The 18930-nt window shown below is 37.5% G+C and carries 11 protein-coding genes; 5 read left to right on the top strand and 6 right to left on the bottom strand.

Translation table 11 applies throughout. The features are described 5' to 3' along the window. Window positions 1–2: 2 nt before the first annotated feature. Complete coding sequence (locus ZA05_RS10545) at window positions 3–821, bottom strand: hypothetical protein (protein ID WP_157514668.1); 819 nt, start codon at window positions 819–821, stop codon at window positions 3–5. Between the two features lie 307 nt (window positions 822–1128). Between ZA05_RS10545 and ZA05_RS10540 the strand changes: the two genes are divergently transcribed. Beyond that, a complete protein-coding gene (locus ZA05_RS10540) occupies window positions 1129–1860 on the top strand; it encodes an SOS response-associated peptidase (protein ID WP_053991644.1) in 732 nt (243 codons plus the stop codon). 123 nt (window positions 1861–1983) lie between these two features. On the opposite strand, the gene ZA05_RS10535 is transcribed toward ZA05_RS10540, so the two are convergent. From ZA05_RS10535 to ZA05_RS10515, 5 genes are all read right to left on the bottom strand, one after another. Next, the gene (locus ZA05_RS10535; protein ID WP_053991673.1) at window positions 1984–2328 is read right to left on the bottom strand and encodes a TfoX/Sxy family protein; all 345 of its coding nucleotides are present in this window, start codon (window positions 2326–2328) and stop codon (window positions 1984–1986) included. A gap of 160 nt (window positions 2329–2488) precedes the next feature. Next, window positions 2489–3133 (bottom strand): CPBP family intramembrane glutamic endopeptidase, encoded by a 645-nt coding sequence (locus ZA05_RS10530; protein WP_053991643.1) that lies wholly within the window; start codon window positions 3131–3133, stop codon window positions 2489–2491. Between the two features lie 147 nt (window positions 3134–3280). Next, window positions 3281–4195, bottom strand: coding sequence for a polysaccharide deacetylase family protein (locus ZA05_RS10525; RefSeq protein WP_053991642.1), 915 nt, complete (start codon window positions 4193–4195; stop codon window positions 3281–3283). Between the two features lie 433 nt (window positions 4196–4628). Continuing rightward, complete coding sequence (locus ZA05_RS10520) at window positions 4629–7037, bottom strand: sugar-binding domain-containing protein (protein WP_053991641.1); 2409 nt, start codon at window positions 7035–7037, stop codon at window positions 4629–4631. Window positions 7038–7206: 169 nt separating this feature from the next. Continuing rightward, on the bottom strand, window positions 7207–11250 hold the full coding sequence (locus ZA05_RS10515) for a two-component regulator propeller domain-containing protein (RefSeq protein WP_053991640.1): 4044 nt from the start codon (window positions 11248–11250) through the stop codon (window positions 7207–7209). A gap of 265 nt (window positions 11251–11515) precedes the next feature. Between ZA05_RS10515 and ZA05_RS10510 the strand changes: the two genes are divergently transcribed. From ZA05_RS10510 to ZA05_RS18545, 4 genes are all read left to right on the top strand, one after another. Beyond that, entirely contained in the window at window positions 11516–12019 is a 504-nt protein-coding gene (locus ZA05_RS10510) for a sugar-binding domain-containing protein (protein ID WP_053991639.1), read from the top strand. 181 nt (window positions 12020–12200) lie between these two features. Further along, complete coding sequence (locus tag ZA05_RS10505; RefSeq protein WP_082333743.1) at window positions 12201–15434, top strand: TonB-dependent receptor; 3234 nt, start codon at window positions 12201–12203, stop codon at window positions 15432–15434. Window positions 15435–15446: 12 nt separating this feature from the next. After that, on the top strand, window positions 15447–17420 hold the full coding sequence (locus ZA05_RS10500) for a RagB/SusD family nutrient uptake outer membrane protein (RefSeq protein WP_053991638.1): 1974 nt from the start codon (window positions 15447–15449) through the stop codon (window positions 17418–17420). 31 nt (window positions 17421–17451) lie between these two features. Beyond that, a complete protein-coding gene (locus tag ZA05_RS18545; protein ID WP_053991637.1) occupies window positions 17452–18930 on the top strand; it encodes a PKD domain-containing protein in 1479 nt (492 codons plus the stop codon).

Here is an 18930-nt window from a genome sequence, read left to right as displayed (position 1 = left end):
GTTTATATAGTTTCCGTTTCTGAGATAATTTTTTTAAACACCTTTTTAGCAGGTAGTTCATATACGAGCAAAAAGGTCCACCTTTCCAGTAAAGAAAATTCAGTGTCTTGCAATATGCTATGATGCTCTTCAAGTAGTTTCATACCATCAAAAGCACGTTGACGAGTCCATTTTTTTATTTTTAGAGAAGAAGAATCATAAAGGTCCTTCTTCTCGATATCAAATTTCAGGCAATCTTCTTGAGAGATATTCACATATCCAGCAGCTAAATCCGCTTCAATGTCTTCTATGTCATATTGGTACCTACATGCTACACCAAGAGGTTCCAATAATCTGTACTTGTCAGGGTCATCCTTAAATACTTTCAAGGTAGCCCTAATAGTCCCTCTTATGTCTAATATGTGGAAATGATGCATTAATTGCTTGTTAGAAAAAATAATCATTTTATCTCGCCTCTTGGCGTCAAACAGCAATGAATTGAGAATGTCCTCCGTTTCAGAATGGAAATCTTCCCCAAACTTTTCGGCAAGTTCAAAGCAATAGAGCATCAGGTAATCTACTTCATCTTCAGGGTTTGCCATATTTTTCGAAAATTGTATTTTCTCTAAAATATAATCGGTCTCATTTTGATATCCTTTAGGTAGAGGCGCATCTCCATCTACAATATCATCCAAAAAACGCATTAGGACATAATAGGATTCAAGAAATTCACCTCTTGTAGGGGAAAAGGCTGCGTATTTAAAAAAGCGTAGATAACGTAAAAAGACACGGTATTTCCAACCTCTTGTTTGAAGCATATGCTTAAAAACGCGATTACGCATTAATGCATGTGTTTTTTTTTCTACATTTTTCATTAACAATCGGGATAAGCTTTATAGAATAGATTAAATCAATCTTATTTTAGATAAATTAGATTAGACTATAATTTCGAAGCTAAAAATCATGATGTTATACTTTTGAAATAAGTCTTATTTAAAGTTAATCATTTTTTGTAAGGTAATTTTGCAAATGACAGAATTGTAAGGCAAACCTTTCATGTTTTTATTCCAATTAATAGAGTGCCCTGTCCTCTTTAATGGCTACAGATTTAACTTGAATTTAAGTGGTTATTTTTAGTAAATTTAAGTCATGTGTTTCCATATTAGTACATATCAAGAGCCAGAAAATTTAGAAAGAAATTTTAAGGTGAAATTGGCTGATGAAAGCTTACGGCCTTATTTTAAACAACCGCATTACCATCACAATGGCTTTTCCCATCCCAATATGTTGGTCATTCCCCAAGAAAACTCGGCTGTCTTGGCTCCTGGGGTTTGGGGCATCGTTCCAAATGATAGAACAGTAGAGGAAATTAAACCCTATTATAAAGAATCCGTAGCCTATGGGGCTGGCTTAAATGCCCGTTCCGAAAAAGTATTCCAACACTTTCTCTACAGGGAATCCATTATGGGAAAAAGGTGCATTATTCCCGTATCTGGCTTTTTCGAACCTCACGACCACAAAGGCAAAAAATACCCTTTTTACTTTAGGGAAAAAGAAAACAAGCCCTTGGCATTGGCAGGCCTGTATACCCTTATCGGTACCTATATTACCTTCACAATCCTAACTAGGGAAGCCTCTCCCTTGTTTGCCAAAATCCATAATAAGAAAAAACGGCAGCCACTGATACTCGATGCCGATTATGCTCATAACTGGCTGTCCATGGACCTTACTCAATCCGACATCAAGGATATCATTAACTATACCTTCCCTGAAGAACGCCTCGATACCTATTCGGTGAGCAAAGACTTATTTAGTCCAAAAGTGGATAGCGATTTGCCTGTTATTGTTGAGAAGGTCGAATACCAAGAACTGGTAATTTAATTGAAAGGGGTTTTAGCGGTTTTTTGTTGCCCCTCTTTATGCTAGTGCTGTAGCCTTATTTCTGTTGTTTGAAATGATGCTTTCAATCATGGGTTTAAGGGGGTGATCGATGCTTGGGAGTGGTTATTTGCGCTTTTTGCTGGATGTGGCTTCGGGGTTATAATCCAAACATAATTGCACCCAATATTCGAGATCTTTTTCCATATCCAGCCCTTCAGGTTCTACAAATACAAATCCTTTCATGCTGCGGCCTGTGAAATCCATCTCCCGGCATCCCTTCTTGCTTAGGGCCTCGTCATAAATTTCAGGACCAATCCGTGCCATAAGCTTGTCCTTTGAAACACCTAGACACATTTTTCCGTCTACCATATAGCAAAGCCCTCCCATCATTTTCTTTTCCTCAAAGGGCACCTGCTTTTCCATCAATAGAGTTTTGATACGTTCTGCTAAAAAGTCATCATATGCCATGTTGCTTAGGTTTGGTTTGCTTAGGGTAGTAGGCATATAAAATTAAGCATTGTAATTTGCCTACGCAATAAATGGTTACGAAGTAACCTAAGCTAAACAACCAATTGAATGTCATCAAACTGGCAAGGGGTTTAGTTGATGTTGTGCTTAGTTGTTCTGTTTATAAATATTCATGATAAATCATTGTCATGACAATTGAATTATAGACACCATGGCAAATAATTGAATACCACAAATTTCTTTTTAAAAACAGGAATAAAAGAAGGTAAACAGTCCCTATAATTAATGCATTTATAAGTCCCAAAATACCTAGTTGGAAATGATATGCGCCAAAAATACAGGCAGTTAGAACAAAACTAATATACGTGGAATACCTCCCTTGGATCATCTTTTCTAAACGAGTGTAGATGAATCCATGAAAAACAATTTCTTCATAAAACCCACCTATTAACCACCCCATGATTAGTGTGAAGAAATATTGCCATTTATTGTCTCTTATAAAGTCGTAAAGTCCAATATCTGGCTCTTCAAAGGTTACAAAATATTCTAGAATAGGAAAAAAGACTAATTGCATAAAACTTAATGAGACAACTGCAACAAGGCTTCCGATTAAAATTGAGTTTGTTTTAAATCGCTTAAAGCTGAAGCCAATATCAGAAAAAGTCTCATTAGAATATTTCAAAACAATCCAAACAAAAAGTAAAATGGGGATGCTATATCCGAATAATGGAATGAGCCCAGTATGTGGCAAAATGACAATAGCACATATGGCTATAATATTGATTATAAACTCTTTTGTTCTCATAAATACACACAAGCGTTTGGCTAAGATTATTTGCGTGGGGTAGCACTAAACTTTGCAAGTTCACACAGCACTGAAAATTCGTGAGACACGAGCACAAAGGGCGAACTGTGCGTTAGCAAATTTTTAGAACAGGGAGAAAACAAGCAACTACTTATAGCCAATGTAGGTGCCAGGTTTTATTTTGATTCTTTGTCCAGATTTAAGTTTTTCCACTTTATTAGATAAATTAACCCAAACGGTTAGGTTTTCTGTTGGATTATAGATTTCTCCATTGTCAAATTCAATTTTATCTAGGGCTTTCAGATATTCACAATATTCACCTGTTCCCACAGACCAAATATCTTCTTTCTTTCCAATTCTGTTACAGAACTCAGTCATTGAATTCCACCGTTTTTTGTCTTTAAATTCCCAAGAATGTCCCCAAACATAAAAAAGCGATAATTTTTGGTCGTTAAGTTTCAGATATTTATCGGCATATTCAAGAACCTTGCTGTCATGACACGTTGGGTTCCAAATTAGAAACTCATTAGGTAAGTCAAAACTATAAGTGTCTGCTACGGTTCTCGCATTCGTAATGTTAGTGCTTGAAATGAACTTAGCAATTGTATCATTGGTATTTCCAAAAGGATATGCCATGCTTATTATATTTCTTCCGGTCAATTCCTTTAGTACTTTTAGGTCTGTCTGGACTTCCTCAATAATTTCGGCTTTAGATATTTTAATGAAGTCTTTATGATATGCACCATGAACTGCAATTTCATGGTTTGCGTAAATTTGATTTAATGAGTCTCTTGGAACGTATTTCTGAAAAATAGTGTCGCCATTTTGTTGTGGCCAACCACGAATTGCTCCTAAATAAGCAGAATTTAGATTAAATGTTCCTTTCAGATTATTTTTGTTTAATAACTCGACTAATTCAAGGTCCTCAATTGTTCCATCATCATAGCTGAGTATAAGTGCTTTATATTTGCCTTCAGGATAAGTAAATCCATTGAATTCTTTACTATTCTCACAAGATGAAAAAATTAAACTAAGTATGATTACTGCTAAATTATATCTCATTTTTCTTTCAAATTGTTGTCAACTGTTTAAGTTACTCCACCGTAGCGCCGTAGTATGGATTAAAGATAGGAAAAGGAAACTAACATTAGCATGTTCGAGGGATTTTCCGCGAGGAAAATCGGAAGCAATGAATTCTGCACGGTGTTAGCCACTTTTATTGGTCTCAATTTAGGGTTCAAAACTCTAGACTTTAAGTGCAGAGTAGTTTAGTTAGTCCAAAAGTGGATAGTGATGTGCCTGGTATTGTTGAAAAAGTGGAGTATAAAGAGTTGGCTTAAAAATAATATCGCTTGTTGTTGAACAAATGTGGTAAATCATGATAATTATCGTAATGCGTATTTGTGTTTTTTTGATTCAGGGGCTTGAAAAACTAAACCCCGATATTTTATCGGGGCTACACCAGAGAACGTATAATGACATTTCTAAACTAATTCTAATCTCGGTGTGATGTTTTTAGTTTTATAGAGGATGCTTGCAAGCTGTCTGAGGATACTTTTAAATTTATGCTTCCCTCGGTTTTAGTACTTTTTATAACTATCAAAGCCCTTCCGTGAAACGCTTTTCTGGAACTAGAGATGTAAGGATCCGTATCTTTAAAATCGCCATTGGAAACCCCAATAATGGAACCTGGCCCCTCAATTTCAAAGTAAAGACGGTTATTGGCATTTGGAGATTTGATACCTGCGTCATCGGTAATTTCAACAACTACATAGGATAAATCTTCTCCGTTAGCCCTGATATCAGTTCTATCCGCGGATAATGTAATTTTTGATGCTTTTCCAGAGGTTTTTAAGTAAACAGATTCCTTAGCAACATTATTGTCAATTCCAACAGCTTTTAAAGTGCCAGTTTGATAAGGAAGTTTGAATGTTGCCTTAAACTCCGTCTCTTTACCAACGGCTTTTTCTTCAATCAACTTATCGTTAAGATAAAGTTGTACTTTTGGGTATTTTGAATAGACTTCAACCTCAATGTCTTTCCCTTCATGACCTGGCCAAGTCCAGCTTTCCCAAGTAGGCCAAACGCTCCAAAGGGTAACATGGGTTTTTATAGGTAATTGTTCAGGTTCCTTAACAGCCATGTATAGTTTTTCAGTTTCGTTGTACAGCATGCTTCTGTAATGGGAAATAGGCTTTCTCCATCCGGTAAGATCAATATCTCCACAGTAGGCGCCATGCCAAGGAAAGAGGTCACGGTCATAGTGCTCTCCCGGAACATCTCCTGAATAATACCATCTTCCAATGCCAGATTCTCCTAAATAGTCCATGGCGGTCCATACAAAATCCCCAATAATGTAAGGATTGTCTTCAACCAAATTCCAACAGAAAAAGGCATCTTTTGGATAAGATTCTGTTTGAAGAATTATGCGGGACGGTACTCTTTCATGATCGGATGTGGCTTCATGTAATTGATAGTTGTATCCGCATACATCATGTTCTGCCATTAATGGATCAAAGACATCCCATCCTTGTCCCCATGTGGTCATTGCTGAGGTTACTGGTCTTGTCTGGTCTATGTCTTTTATGGCATTGACTAGCATTCTAGCTGTTTCAACAGCTTCTGGTTTGGTTCGTTCAATAATTTCGTTACCAATGCTCCACATAATAATAGACGGATGATTACGGTCTCTAAGAACCATGGCTTCAAGATCTTTTTGCCACCAATCATCAAATAAGGTTGCATAGTCATGTGGCGTTTTACTCTCTCTCCAACCATCAAAGGCTTCGTCTATAACCAAGAGCCCCAATCTATCACAGGCATTTAAAAAGGCTTCCGAAGGAATGTTATGTGCTGCTCGTACAGCATTAAAACCACTTTCTTTCAATAGTTCTACCTTTTTCTCTTCTGCGCGGTCATAGGCTGCGGCTCCAAGACAGCCGTTGTCATGGTGAACACAACCGCCATTTATCAAAACTTCTGTTCCGTTTAGCAAAAAGCCTTTTTCACTACTAAATTCAATGTGTCTGATTCCGAAATCAAGAGTAAATCTGTCGATAGGTTTTCCTCGTTCCAAAAGGGTAAGTTCAGCAGTATAAAGTTTTGGAGATTGTGGACTCCAAAGCTCTGGTCTTTTTATGGAAATCAGTTGTGAGATTTCACTTTTGCTTTCTGCCTCAACTTCTACCCAAGATTCATTGGTGCCTACTTTTTTTGAATTGTCATCAAAAATTGAAGTTTGTACTAGAATCTTTCTTTTTGATTTGGAAGTATTGTTGATAGCAGTTTGTATTTGTGCCTTTGCCTTTTTTGAAGTGATTTCTGGTGTTGTGATATGAACTCCCCAAAGGTCAATGTGGATTGGCTCAGTTACAGTTAGCCATACATTGCGATAAATACCAGATCCTGTATACCAACGACTATTTTTTTGTTGGGAGTTGTCTACTTTAACGGCAATGGTGTTTTCTTGTCCAGCTTTAATATAAGGAGTTAAATTGTAGTGAAAAGGTGTATAGCCGTACGGTTGAATACCAATGGATTTACCATTAATAAACACCTCGGAATTCATATAGACGCCTTCAAAGTAAATTCCTATTTTTTTTCCGTTCCAATTCTCTGGAACTTTAAAACTTTTGCGGTACCATCCTGTTCCGTTAGGGTAGTATCCGCCATCGTTGCCGGCGGGGTTGGAAGAATCGACAGTGCCTTCTATACTCCAATCGTGAGGTACATTTAAGGTTCGCCAATTGGCATCATCAAAATTGATTTTGGATGCCTCTGGTGTGTCTCCTAAATTGAATTTCCAATCAAAATTAAAATTCTGTTTGCGTAAGGAATCGATACTCTGTGCGAAGGCATTAGTAGTAACAACAATTAAAATAAATAGGAATGAGAATAATTTCATTATTTAATTAATGGATTTTGAAATCAAATTTTATGATGGCAATTTCCTTTAAATTAAATAAAAACACGGCCTCATTTTAGGCGAAAAAAGTCACTAATTCGTCTTTAGGATAGCCTAATGATTGTAATGGTTTGGTTTTATGTTGTTGTATATCAGGTGTTTATGTGTCTTAGTTTTCTTTTAGTTTTTGAAGGTAATCACTTGGGTTTACGCCAAATTCTTCTTTGAAACATTGCCTGAAATAACTGCTGCTGTTAATGCCTACTTGGTACATGATTTCAGAAATATTGTATTGACCTGTAATCAAAAGCTGTTCTGCATAATTGATACGGACTTTCCTAATGAATTCATTAGCAGTTAGATTAGTCAAAGCTTTAATTTTTCTGTAAAGGGTAGAGTGGCTCATGTTCAATTGGGCAGCCACATAGGAGATGTTCATTTTCTCATCTTCCAAATTCTCCTCAATGACATCCGTTAGTTTTTTTAAAAATTCTTTATCAAGTTCCCCTATTGATTCATTTAAAAGCTCCTGTTTTTGTTTGAATTCCGATGAATTGGACAGAGAATGTTTTTGTCGTATATCAAGGATGTTTTTAAGTCGACTTTTTAAAAGATTGCTGCTAAAAGGTTTTGTTAAATAGGAATCAATTCCCATATCATACCCTACCTTTTGGTCATGGAGGGAGCCTTTTGCCGTTAAAAGGACAATTGGAATATGGCTGGTCCTTACATCCTGTTTAAGTTGCTTGCACATTTCCAAGCCATTCATAATTGGCATCATGATATCACTGATAATAATGTCTGGAATTTCCTCAGAAGCTATATCAAACCCAACTTTTCCATTTTCGGCAGAGATGATATTGTAAATGTCGCTCAAGGAATCTGAAATATACTCAACAATTTCAGGGTCGTCATCTACTACCAAAATGACATTTTTAGAATTTTCTTCCATTTCTTCGATTTGGTTCTCTTCAGGGTAGTAATGAACAGCTTCAGGGTAGCTATTGTTGGTAAGAAATTTGACTTTAAATTCTGTGCCTTTGTTCAGCTCACTGTCCACCGTAATTTCGGCTTCATGTAACTCCACCATATTTTTAGCAAGAGCCAGACCAATTCCTGTTCCTTTTACAGGGTGGGAGGTGTTTTTTGCTTGGAAATAACGATCGAATATATAAGGTAAATTCTCGTCTGAAATACCATATCCTGTATCGGAAACTACAATTTTGGTATACTCAATATTGTCTTCAAGACATTGTTTCAATTCCAGGGTGATAGAGCCCTCACGTGTATATTTGAAAGCATTAGACAATAGGTTATCGGTGATAATCGTGACAACATCAGGATCGAAAAAGATTTCTGCCTTGGCATCCGGAATTATGATTTTGTAATCAATGCCGTTGCTTTTAGCGCGTTCTTTATATTTATCACCTATTTCATAAACATATTTGGCAAGGTCGTCTTTTATAACACTCAGTTTACGGCTTTTGTTTTCAGATTTTCTAAACTCCAATATTTGATTTACAATGCGTAACAACCTACTCGAAATGCGTTGGATCATGTGTAGTTTCTTGGATTGTTCTGGTGTAAACGATCCTTCGGAAATGAGGTCTTCCAAAGGCCCCAAAATTAAGGTCATAGGGCTACGAAGTTCGTGAGTAATGTTGGTGAAAAACCTCAATTTTTCTTCATTTAAGTCCTGTTCCTGCTGACGACTCTTTTTTTCTAAAAGAAGATCGTTTTCAATCTTAAGTTTCTTTTTGTAAAATTTAAGAGCGAAATAGAACATAGTCAAAATTATGATGAAGTAGATCAATTTCATCCACCAAGTCAGCCAAATTGGAGGTGCAATCCTTATGGTTAAAGGTTTTATGTCTTCGGACCATGCGTTGTTTTGAATTCTCGCTTTTAGATTGAAGGTGTAATTTCCAGGTTTTAGGTTACGGAAGGTCACATCTTTGTCATCATCCAAAAACCAATTGTTATCGAGTCCTTTCATTTGGTAGGCAAATTCAACTTTGTTTGAAAGTGAATAATCCAAAACATTATAGTTGATTTGAATGGAATTTTGATTGTGGTTTAATTCAATACCATTGTAAAAAGGAATATCGGAGAACTCATTCAAATAGTTTTTGTTGCTAGAGACCGAAAATTTGGTAATGGAAGCATTGGCAGATGGCGTGGTTAATTGTTGCATATTCTGGTCAAACCAGGTAATCCCGTCCTGAGATCCAAAATATATTTTCCCGTCAGAGGTCTTAGCTACGGATGCATTTAGATAGTCGCCAGGGACAATTCCATCACTAATATCAAAGTTACTTATATGCATTGTGTTGAGGTCAATCTTGCTAATGCCATTAATGGTGCTCAGCCAAATATCCTGATCAGTAGCCCCTTTTGAAATTGCGCGAATGTTGGATTCTTGCAGACCAGACATTTCTCCAACTCTTAGTACAGAATCCCTAGCCTTGTCTTTAATCAGGAAAAGATCATTTTCACTTCCTATCCATATTCTATTTTTAGGATCTCTATATATGTGGTTGATCCGGTCAAAATTATAGGTTTGGCCATAGTTTTTTATAAGATTGAAATCTGGATCAAAAACCGAAAGTCCGCCTATATAGGTTCCCACCCATAAGTTCCCTTCTTCATCTTCCGTAATAGCTCTAATAATGTCATCGGGTAGGTTTGAGTTGTGAATTGTATAAGCTAGACATTCTTTTGTAACAGGATTGTACATTCGTAGCCCAACATCCGTAGCAATCCATAAATTCCCTTTGGAATCTTCAAATAGATTGTAGATCGCATTGTTTTTGAGATCCGGAAAAGCATCCAAAACGGAAAAGGTTTCTTTTCCTGTATCAAAATAAAAAATATCGCCTTTGGAGGTTCCTATCCAAATACCATTTTGTTTTGAGGTGGAGAGACTTCGGAAACTTTGTTGGTATGGGATATTTGGAATGTTGTCAATTTGTTTGATTTTTGTGCCGTTTTCATAAACGGCAATGCCTCCAACACCGTTGGCCACCCATACTAGGTTATTTTTGTCCACACATATACTATGTGCAGGTTTGTCGTTAAGGCTATTGGTGTTATTTATATAGGGCAGGTACTTAATTTTATTAAAATTGCTTGGAGTGTTTGGAATAAAGTTCACACCGCCACCAAGTCCAGCTGCCCAAATATTTCCAAAGGAGTCTTGGAATACGGCATGCACAGAAGGGCTAGAAAGTCCACTAGGTGTTTCATTTGAGGAAATATGTTGAAAATTGACAGAGGTTAAATCTTTGTTGGTGTTAAAATCAGTTAAGTCCAAAATGTTCAATCCACCTTCTTCAGTACCTATATAGAGCTTATGGTCTGTGGATTCAAACATTTTTTGAATAAAGTTGTTTGATAGGGAATTGGGATCTTTTGGATCATTCCTATAGGTCACCATACGTTCACTAATCGGGTTGAAAAGCGTTAAACCATTATGTGTGCCCAGCCATATTCTTCCTTTGGAATCTTTTAAAATACTGGTTACCGTATTATCCGCTAAGGAAGAAGGATCTCCCATTTTATGCCTGTAATTGACGGCAGTATTGGTTTTTGAATTAATAATACTAAAGCCTTCTCGTACATGTCCTGCATAAATTTTTTCGTCAGTATCATATAAAACACTCCAATTATAATTGGAGCCTAAGCCCGGAGTATTTGAAGTGTTGAAATTTATAAACTTATCGGATGCTCTATCAAAAAGATCAATCCCTGCGTCATAATTTGCAAACCATAAGTTGCCATTTTCATCACCATCAATATCTGTAATTCCATTAGAGCTTAAATCGTTGATATTTGGGTTTAAATAATCATGTTCATAATGAGTGAAAACATGCGTTTTGTAATTGTAGGCATCTACGCCGTTTTTTTCGGAAGCAATCCAAAGTACATCATCAAATTTATCGGCATAGACATAGTTTAGAACATTACTGCAAATGGTATTTGGATCCGTTTCACTCGATTTAAAGACCTTAAAAGAGTTGGCATCAAATCGGTTTAGGCCATCCTTGGTACATATCCATATAAAGCCTTCCTTGTCCTGAGTAATGCCAACGACATTACTGTTTGATAGGCCATCTTCAATTCCAATTTTTTTAATTTCGTTGACTTGGGCAATTGCAATAAATCCTGATAAAGAAAGTATGATTAAGAGTAGTTGCCTTTTGAATAGTGTCATAAAATTTTATGTTGTTTGCTCCCCTGTAAAAATAATTAAAATCTCATAAGCTCCTTCCGCAATTCCTTATAGATTCTCGGGTTGACCGATTTCTGACACTAGAATGACGAGTCTCTATAGCATGTCATCAGGACTATCTGTCTAGCTTTATCCAAGGAATTTTTTCCAATTATTATTGAGTTTCTATGATAACATTTACTATTGGTTTTATTCATTGATTTTTCTTCTCAACATGTTACGTAAAGTAGTTTTTAAAATATCAATTATGCTATTTTTTGTGGTCTGTGTTAACTGTAATAACAGTCATGAAACAGTTGGGAAAAAGCAACTTTTTGATCTCAATTGGAAGTTTAGTTACGGCGAGAGCAAGTTTGCTTCTGAGATTGATTTTAGTGATCATGGGTGGCAAAATATAGACTTGCCTCATGATTGGTCCACCGAAGCTGATTTCTCAATTCAAAAACCTAGTGCTTCTGGTGAGATTGTAGGATGGTATAGAAAACATTTTAATATACCTGAAAATTGGATTGAAAAGGATGTGATTATTGAATTTGAAGGTATCGGTAAAGGTGCCGAGATTTTTATTAATGGGCTCCAGATAACTGAATCCATCGGAAAATCCAATTCATTTCAATTGAATTTAAAATCATATCTGAACTATGAGGAGGAAAATGTGATTGCTATTAAGGTGTCACAATCCAAAGAAGAATTTGAGTCAAGGGATATTAAAAATGGAATTTTTAACCATGTATGGCTTATAGTAAAGTAGCTGTAATAGAGTGGCTTGAAGGGGAGGTGGTGAGAATGAGATGCATTTTGATGAATTATAGATTCTTTGATTGATTCATAAAAAATACATTAGCAAAATGATAAATACACATTTTTTAAGTTGTAAATGTGTTCATATTTAAATAAATAACAATTTACTAATTCTAAGACTTACTAACATTATGAATGAAAAACGTTGTTTTAATGGTTTGAGCCCTTGTTTTGAAACGAAATTAAAAACAAGCAAAACAAAAATGATTTTGGTGTTGATGCTCTTTTGTGGACTATTGGCATCGGCTCAACAAAAAACTATCACGGGTAATGTGGTAGATGAACAAAGTATGCCTTTGCCAGGGGTAAATATTATTGTGAAAGGTACTACCAATGGAGTAACTACTGATTTTAATGGAGATTATACCATTTCCGATATTTCTGATGGAGATATTCTTCAGTTTTCCTATATTGGTATGAAAACTCAGGAGGTTTTGGTAGGTTCCAAAACAAAAATTGACGTGGTCATGCTAACTGATGTCGCGTCTCTTAGCGAAATCGTTGTAGTTGGTTATGGTACTCAGAAAAAGGAAAATTTAACTGGAGCTGTTGGGGTGGTTGATTCGGAAAAATTGGAATCTAGACCAGTTCAAAATGCTACGCAAATGCTTCAAGGAACAGCAGCTGGGTTAAATATTGCCCAAACAGGAGGGGCCTTGAATGAAAGTCCAACTATAAATATTCGTGGTACGGCTACCATTGGGCAAGGTTCTACAGGAGCACCGTTGGTTTTAATAGACGGTATGGAGGGAGATCTTAACGCTTTAAACCCTCAGGATATTGAAAATATTTCAGTGTTGAAGGATGCTGCTGCCTCATCCATTTACGGGTCTAGAGCACCTTTTGGTGTAATTTTGGTAACTACCAAAAAAGGTAAAGAAGGCAAAATAAGAGTGACTTACAATAATAATTTCCGATGGAATACGCCTATCAATGTTCCAGAAATGATGGATTCCTACACATTTGCACTCTATTTTAACGATGCCAATATTAATGGAGGACAGTCCCCATTTTTTTCTGATGAGAGATTACAGGCAATTCTTGATTATCAAAATGGGTTGACCAATGACGAAATTGTTCAAAACCCTAGCAACCCTCAATATTGGGCAGATGGTTATGGTTATGGTCAAGCCAATAATGACTGGTATGATGTGATTTATAAAGATCATTCTTTTTCGGAAGAACACAATTTTAGTGTGAGTGGAGGAACGGATGCTCTTCAATATTACGGTTCTGGAAACTATTTGGGGCAAGATGGTCTTATGGAGTTTAATACAGATACCTTTAAAAGGTATACTACAACGGCCAATATTAAAGCAAAGCTATCAGAATGGGCAGAAGTAAGTGTGAGCAATCGTTTTATTCGTGAAGATTTTAAAAGACCAGCGGCTTTGACTGATGGCTTGTTTGAAACACTTGCAAGACAGGGGTGGCCAATGCTTCCGGTTTATGATCCAAATGGAAATTTATTTTCTTCGCCATCGCCAGCATTAGGTTTAAGAGATGGTGGACAGGATAAAACCCAGAATGATTGGTTGTATCAACAAGGACAATTGATTTTGGAGCCTGTTAAGGATTGGACCATTACAGGAACCTTAAATTACCGTACCAGAAATGAGTTTCGTCATTGGGATACTCAAAAAACGTATAATTATGATGTAGATGGTAATCCTGTCCCTTATGGCAACTTTAGCCAAGTGCACGAACAGGGCTTTAAGGAAAACTACTTAAATACCAGTCTTATTACTGAGTATCAAAGAGAAGTAGGTGAGGGGCATAATTTTAAGGTGTTGTTTGGGTATCAGTCAGAGTTGAACAAAACACGCTTTTTATCAGCTGAAAGAGATGGGATAATAGTTGCTTCTCTACCAACCATCAATACAACTTCAGGAACCGATTTTAATGGGGAAATTGTTCCTCCAGGGGTTGCAGGCGACTATAACCACTGGGCAACCGAAGGTGTCTTTGGTCGTTTAAATTATAACTATAAGGAGCGGTATTTAATAGAGGGGAATCTACGTTATGATGGAACCTCTAGATTTAGATCAGACAAACGTTGGAACTGGTTCCCTTCAGTTTCCGCAGGATGGAATGTGGCAAAAGAACCATTTTGGGAGCCCTTAACAGATGTAGTGGGAACCTTCAAATTTAGAGGGTCCTATGGTGAATTAGGAAATCAAAACACTAGTAATTTGTATCCTACCTACCAAACAATGCCAGTGGGGACATCCAATGGAGGGTGGTTGATAAATGGCGCGCAACCAAATACAAGTTCAGCGCCTGGATTGGTGAGTCAAAGCTTGACTTGGGAGCGTATCAAAAGCTGGAACGTAGGTTTGGATTTGGCCTTGTTTAACAATAGGCTTTCTGCAAATTTCGATTACTATAACCGTTATACTTTGGATATGGTGGGGCCAGCGCCAGAGTTACCAGTTATTTTAGGAGCTTATGTGCCAAGTGTTAATAATACCGATTTAAAGACCTATGGTTTTGAATTAGCCTTAAGTTGGAGAGATCGCCTAGATAATGGCTTAGGTTATAGTGTTAATTTCTTGCTGTCTGATTCTCAAACAAAAATTACTCGCTATCCAAACCCTTCAGGAAATTTAGATACCTATGTAGAAGGTCGTATGTTGGGTGAAATTTGGGGTTATGAAACCGTTGGGATTGCTAGAGATGAGGAAGCAATGGAATCGCACTTAGCTTCTTTGCCAAATGGAGGCCAAGATGCCTTGGGGAACCAATGGGCCGCAGGAGACATCATGTACCGTGACTTAAATGGTGATGGAAGAATTGATTCTGGAGCTTATACAGAAGGAGATCATGGAGATCTTAAGGTTATTGGTAATAATACAGCACGCTTCCCTATGTCTGTAGATATCAATTTGGACTATAAAGGGTTTGATTTTAGAGCCTTTTTCCAAGGAGTACTAAAACGTGACTATTACGTAAACAGCTACTACTTTTGGGGTGCCTGGGACTGGGGTGTTTGGTGGTCTACCGGGTTGGAGCAGCATAAAGATTACTATCGTGCAGATCCAGACCATCCATTAGGTCAAAATTTGGATTCCTATTATCCGCGTCCTCTATTTGGAAATAACAAAAACCATCATGCCCAAACAGGCTATTTACAAGATGCTTCTTATGTGCGCCTAAAAAACCTTCAGTTTGGATATAGTTTGCCAGATGAGGTAATTGACAAGCTTGGATTGCAAAAAATGCGTTTTTACATTTCAGGAGAAAACCTTTTGACTTGGACCAAAATGACCGATATATTCGATCCAGAAACTATTGGCTCGAAATGGACAGGGAACAATTACCCGCTGTATAGAACCATTTCTTATGGTTTAAGCATTAATTTTTAAAATTGAAAAGGAATGAAAACACACTATAAATTAACAGTAGTATTTGCGTTGGTTGGTATGATTTTCTTCACTTCCTGTGAAGACGATTTCTTGGATAGAGAGCCTCTTTCAAGTATTACGCCAGATCAATATTTGTGGGATGAGGCAGAGCTTGCAGCCTATGCAATTGAACGATATGGAACATTGCCTACACATGGACAATGGTCTTTTGGAACCTTCGGTATAGATGCGAATACCGATAATATGGCTTCCATTGGATATGATAATAAATACGCACCAGGACAATGGCGTGTGGGACAATCTGGTGGGGATTGGGATTTTTGGAATATACGTCAATGTAACTATTTCCTAGAGACGGTAATCCCTCGTTGGGAAGCTGGTGAAATTACTGGAAGCCCTCAAAATGTTGACCATTACATAGGAGAGATTTATTTTTTTAGAGCTTATGAATACTTTAAAAGAGTACAGACACTGGGTGATTTTCCTATTGTAGAAACAACCCTTCCGGATGAATGGGAAACCTTGACCGAGGCTAGTAAAAGAGCACCAAGAACAGAAGTGGTAAGATTTATTCTTTCAGATCTTGATGAGGCCATCAATTTGTTGGCTGCCGGCTCACCGGATGGGGCCAAAAACAGAATCAACAAAGCCTGTGCTCAATTGCTGAAATCAAGAGTAGCATTGTATGAGGCAACATGGTTGAAATATTTTAACAATACGGCCTTTGTACCAAACGGACCTGGATGGCCTGGTGCTGATTACAATCCAGGGTACCAATTCCAGGCAGGAAGTCTTGAAGGAGAAATCGACTGGTTGTTTGACCAATCTATGGAAGCCGCGGCAGCCGTGGCAAATACGTATGGTTTGACACCAAATAATGGGGTGCTTCAACAATCGCTTAGCGATGCCAATAATCCATATTTCGACATGTTTAGTTCTGTAGACATGTCTGGATATAATGAGGTGTTGTTATGGAGACGTTACGATGGAGGACTGGGAATAACCCATAATGTGCCTGTATATGCGCAATTAGGGAACCATGGTGTTGGGTTAACCAGAGGAATGGTAGAAAGTTTCGTAATGGAAGATGGGCTGCCTATTTATGCGGCATCCAATTATCAAGGCGATGATTTAATTTCTGATGTAAGACAAAATAGAGATGGTAGACTTTGGTTGTTTTTAAAGGAGCCAGATCAAGTAAATGTTTTGTATGAATCTACAATTGGCACCCATGCCACACCAATAGAGCCAATTCCTAACATTACCAATTCCAATCCAGAACAGGGATATAGTACTGGTTATGCTATCCGAAAAGGTCTGAATTACGATGCGGCACAATGTGCTAATGGTGGTGGATATACTGGAGCTATTGTATTTAGAGCGACAGAGGCTTACCTAAATTACATTGAAGCGTGTTACGAAAAGAACGGTAGCTTAGATGGTACGGCTAGTTCTTATTGGATGGCGATAAGAAATCGAGCAGGTGTTAATACCGATTACCAAGTAACTATTTCAAATACACAGATGAGCTTGGAGGCCCAAAACGATTGGGGAGCCTATTCTGCTGGACAATTTGTGGATCCAACTCTTTATAATATCAGACGTGAAAGACGTTGTGAGTTGATGGCGGAAGGACTTCGTTGGATGGACTTGAAACGTTGGAGAGCCATGGATCAATTGATTGATGAGCCTTATCATATTGAAGGATTTAAGCTTTGGGGTCCAATGCAGGATTGGTACAATGCTTCTAACTTAACTTATGGAACACCTTCAGCAAGTGTGTCTTCTCCATCCTTGAGTGACTACTTGAGACCTTATGAAAAAACAGGAAATGAATTGGTGTTTGATGGGTATAGATGGACCATGGCGCATTATTTAAACCCTATTGCGGCATCACACTTTCTAATAACAGGAGGTTCTAGCTCTCCGATTTATCAAAATCCGGGATGGTCTACCTCAGCCAATACTGCTCCAAGCGATATTTAAGATTAGGTCATTAATAATTAAAATACAAATGATGAAAAATTATATAAAATATGGATTCTTCTTGGCAAGTTTGGCTTTCATGCTTTTTTCTTCATGCGATGAAGATGATACCATGGAACACGTGGTGGATCCAAAAGCCGAATTTACTTATGCAATAAGTGAATTGAATCCTTTTGAAGTGCAATTTACCAGTAATGTAAGGGATCGAAAATCTATCATATGGGATTTTGGAGATGGTACTACAGAAACGGTGTATCATCCAAACCATGTGTATGCAGAGGAAGGCGTTTACACGGTTACTTTAACTGCCTACGGAGAGGAAGGTTCTACGCCTGCCGTGGTGGAACAAATTATTACTATTGAATTATTTGACCCAACGGCCACTTTTACCTATAGTACAAGTACAAGTAATCCTTTGCAGCTGAATTTCACTAGCAATACTACTTATGCAACTTCTTTTGCTTGGGATTTTGGTGATGGTACTATCTCTACCGAAGAAAATCCAACACACGTTTATGAAGCTTCAGGGCAATATGAAGTAACCTTAACTGTGAACGGATTCCCAGATACTACATCAGCCGTGGTTACCCAAACAGTAAATGCCGGTGAAGTTCAGAATTTGCTGCAAGGGACAATCATTGGGCATCCAGGTTCATGGGATGGTGTTAATGGATTGATTGGAGATGCTTTTGATGGGGACTTGTCAACTTTTGTGGATGCTCCAAGTGAATATGCTTCTTCAGGATATGTGGGCTATGATTATGGAGAGGGCAATAAGGTTAGATTGTCCTTGATTAAATATGCGCCAAGAGATGGTTTTGGAAGTAGAATGGTAAACGCGGAAATAAGAGGTTCCAATGATCCTACTTTAACAGATTATGATGTACTGTATACCATTACGGAAGAACCTACATCAGGAAGCTTGACTGAAGCTGGAATTACAGAAACTGGAACTTACAGATATGTATATTACGTAACACCTCCAGACGGTTATTGCAATGTGGCGGAATTGGAATTTTACGGGGAATTGAATCCTTTTGATTCTGGATTGATAGATATGTCCGCTTGGATTGAACACGTGGCTAGCCCTGGCGTAACCGTAGATATTTCATCTAATACCATTAATTTTTCAGGTATTGGTGGTTGGTCAGGATCCCATATTTATCAAGAAGTATCGGTTGAGGCTGGTACTTACCAATTGAGCGGTACAATTACGGTGAATTCTGTAATTGATGAAACTTGGGCGGAGCTAATATTTAGTGACATTGAACCTCAAAATGGTCAAGATTATACACCTGGGGTTCCATATCAGGTAATTTATAGTACTTGGAATGGAAGTCCTACAGATGCTGGAACTTATAGTTTAGGGGATGCCAATGCAGGTGGAGAATATCCTGTAGATGGAATCTATACCTTCGATGCTCCTGAGACCTTTTATATCGTCATTAAGAGTGGTTCCAACCAACCTTATGATTTAACATATAATAATTTGGCTTTTGTACAACTATAA

The sequence above is a fragment of the Mangrovimonas sp. TPBH4 genome, assembly GCF_001280505.1.
Classification (GTDB): domain Bacteria; phylum Bacteroidota; class Bacteroidia; order Flavobacteriales; family Flavobacteriaceae; genus Mangrovimonas_A.
This window is presented reverse-complemented; position numbering and strand designations above follow the sequence as displayed.

What these genes read in the sequence shown, in the direction of transcription:
- ZA05_RS10500 (WP_053991638.1), top strand. Translation starts at nt 15,447, where the DNA reads ATGAAAACACACTATAAATTAACAGTAGTATTTGCGTTGGTTGGTATG.
- ZA05_RS10525 (WP_053991642.1), bottom strand. Translation starts at nt 4,195, where the DNA reads ATGAGATATAATTTAGCAGTAATCATACTTAGTTTAATTTTTTCATCT.
- ZA05_RS10520 (WP_053991641.1), bottom strand. Translation starts at nt 7,037, where the DNA reads ATGAAATTATTCTCATTCCTATTTATTTTAATTGTTGTTACTACTAAT.
- ZA05_RS10510 (WP_053991639.1), top strand. Translation starts at nt 11,516, where the DNA reads ATGCTATTTTTTGTGGTCTGTGTTAACTGTAATAACAGTCATGAAACA.
- ZA05_RS10515 (WP_053991640.1), bottom strand. Translation starts at nt 11,250, where the DNA reads ATGACACTATTCAAAAGGCAACTACTCTTAATCATACTTTCTTTATCA.
- ZA05_RS10505 (WP_082333743.1), top strand. Translation starts at nt 12,201, where the DNA reads ATGAATGAAAAACGTTGTTTTAATGGTTTGAGCCCTTGTTTTGAAACG.
- ZA05_RS10545 (WP_157514668.1), bottom strand. Translation starts at nt 821, where the DNA reads ATGCGTAATCGCGTTTTTAAGCATATGCTTCAAACAAGAGGTTGGAAA.
- ZA05_RS10540 (WP_053991644.1), top strand. Translation starts at nt 1,129, where the DNA reads ATGTGTTTCCATATTAGTACATATCAAGAGCCAGAAAATTTAGAAAGA.
- ZA05_RS10530 (WP_053991643.1), bottom strand. Translation starts at nt 3,133, where the DNA reads ATGAGAACAAAAGAGTTTATAATCAATATTATAGCCATATGTGCTATT.
- ZA05_RS10535 (WP_053991673.1), bottom strand. Translation starts at nt 2,328, where the DNA reads ATGGCATATGATGACTTTTTAGCAGAACGTATCAAAACTCTATTGATG.
- ZA05_RS18545 (WP_053991637.1), top strand. Translation starts at nt 17,452, where the DNA reads ATGAAAAATTATATAAAATATGGATTCTTCTTGGCAAGTTTGGCTTTC.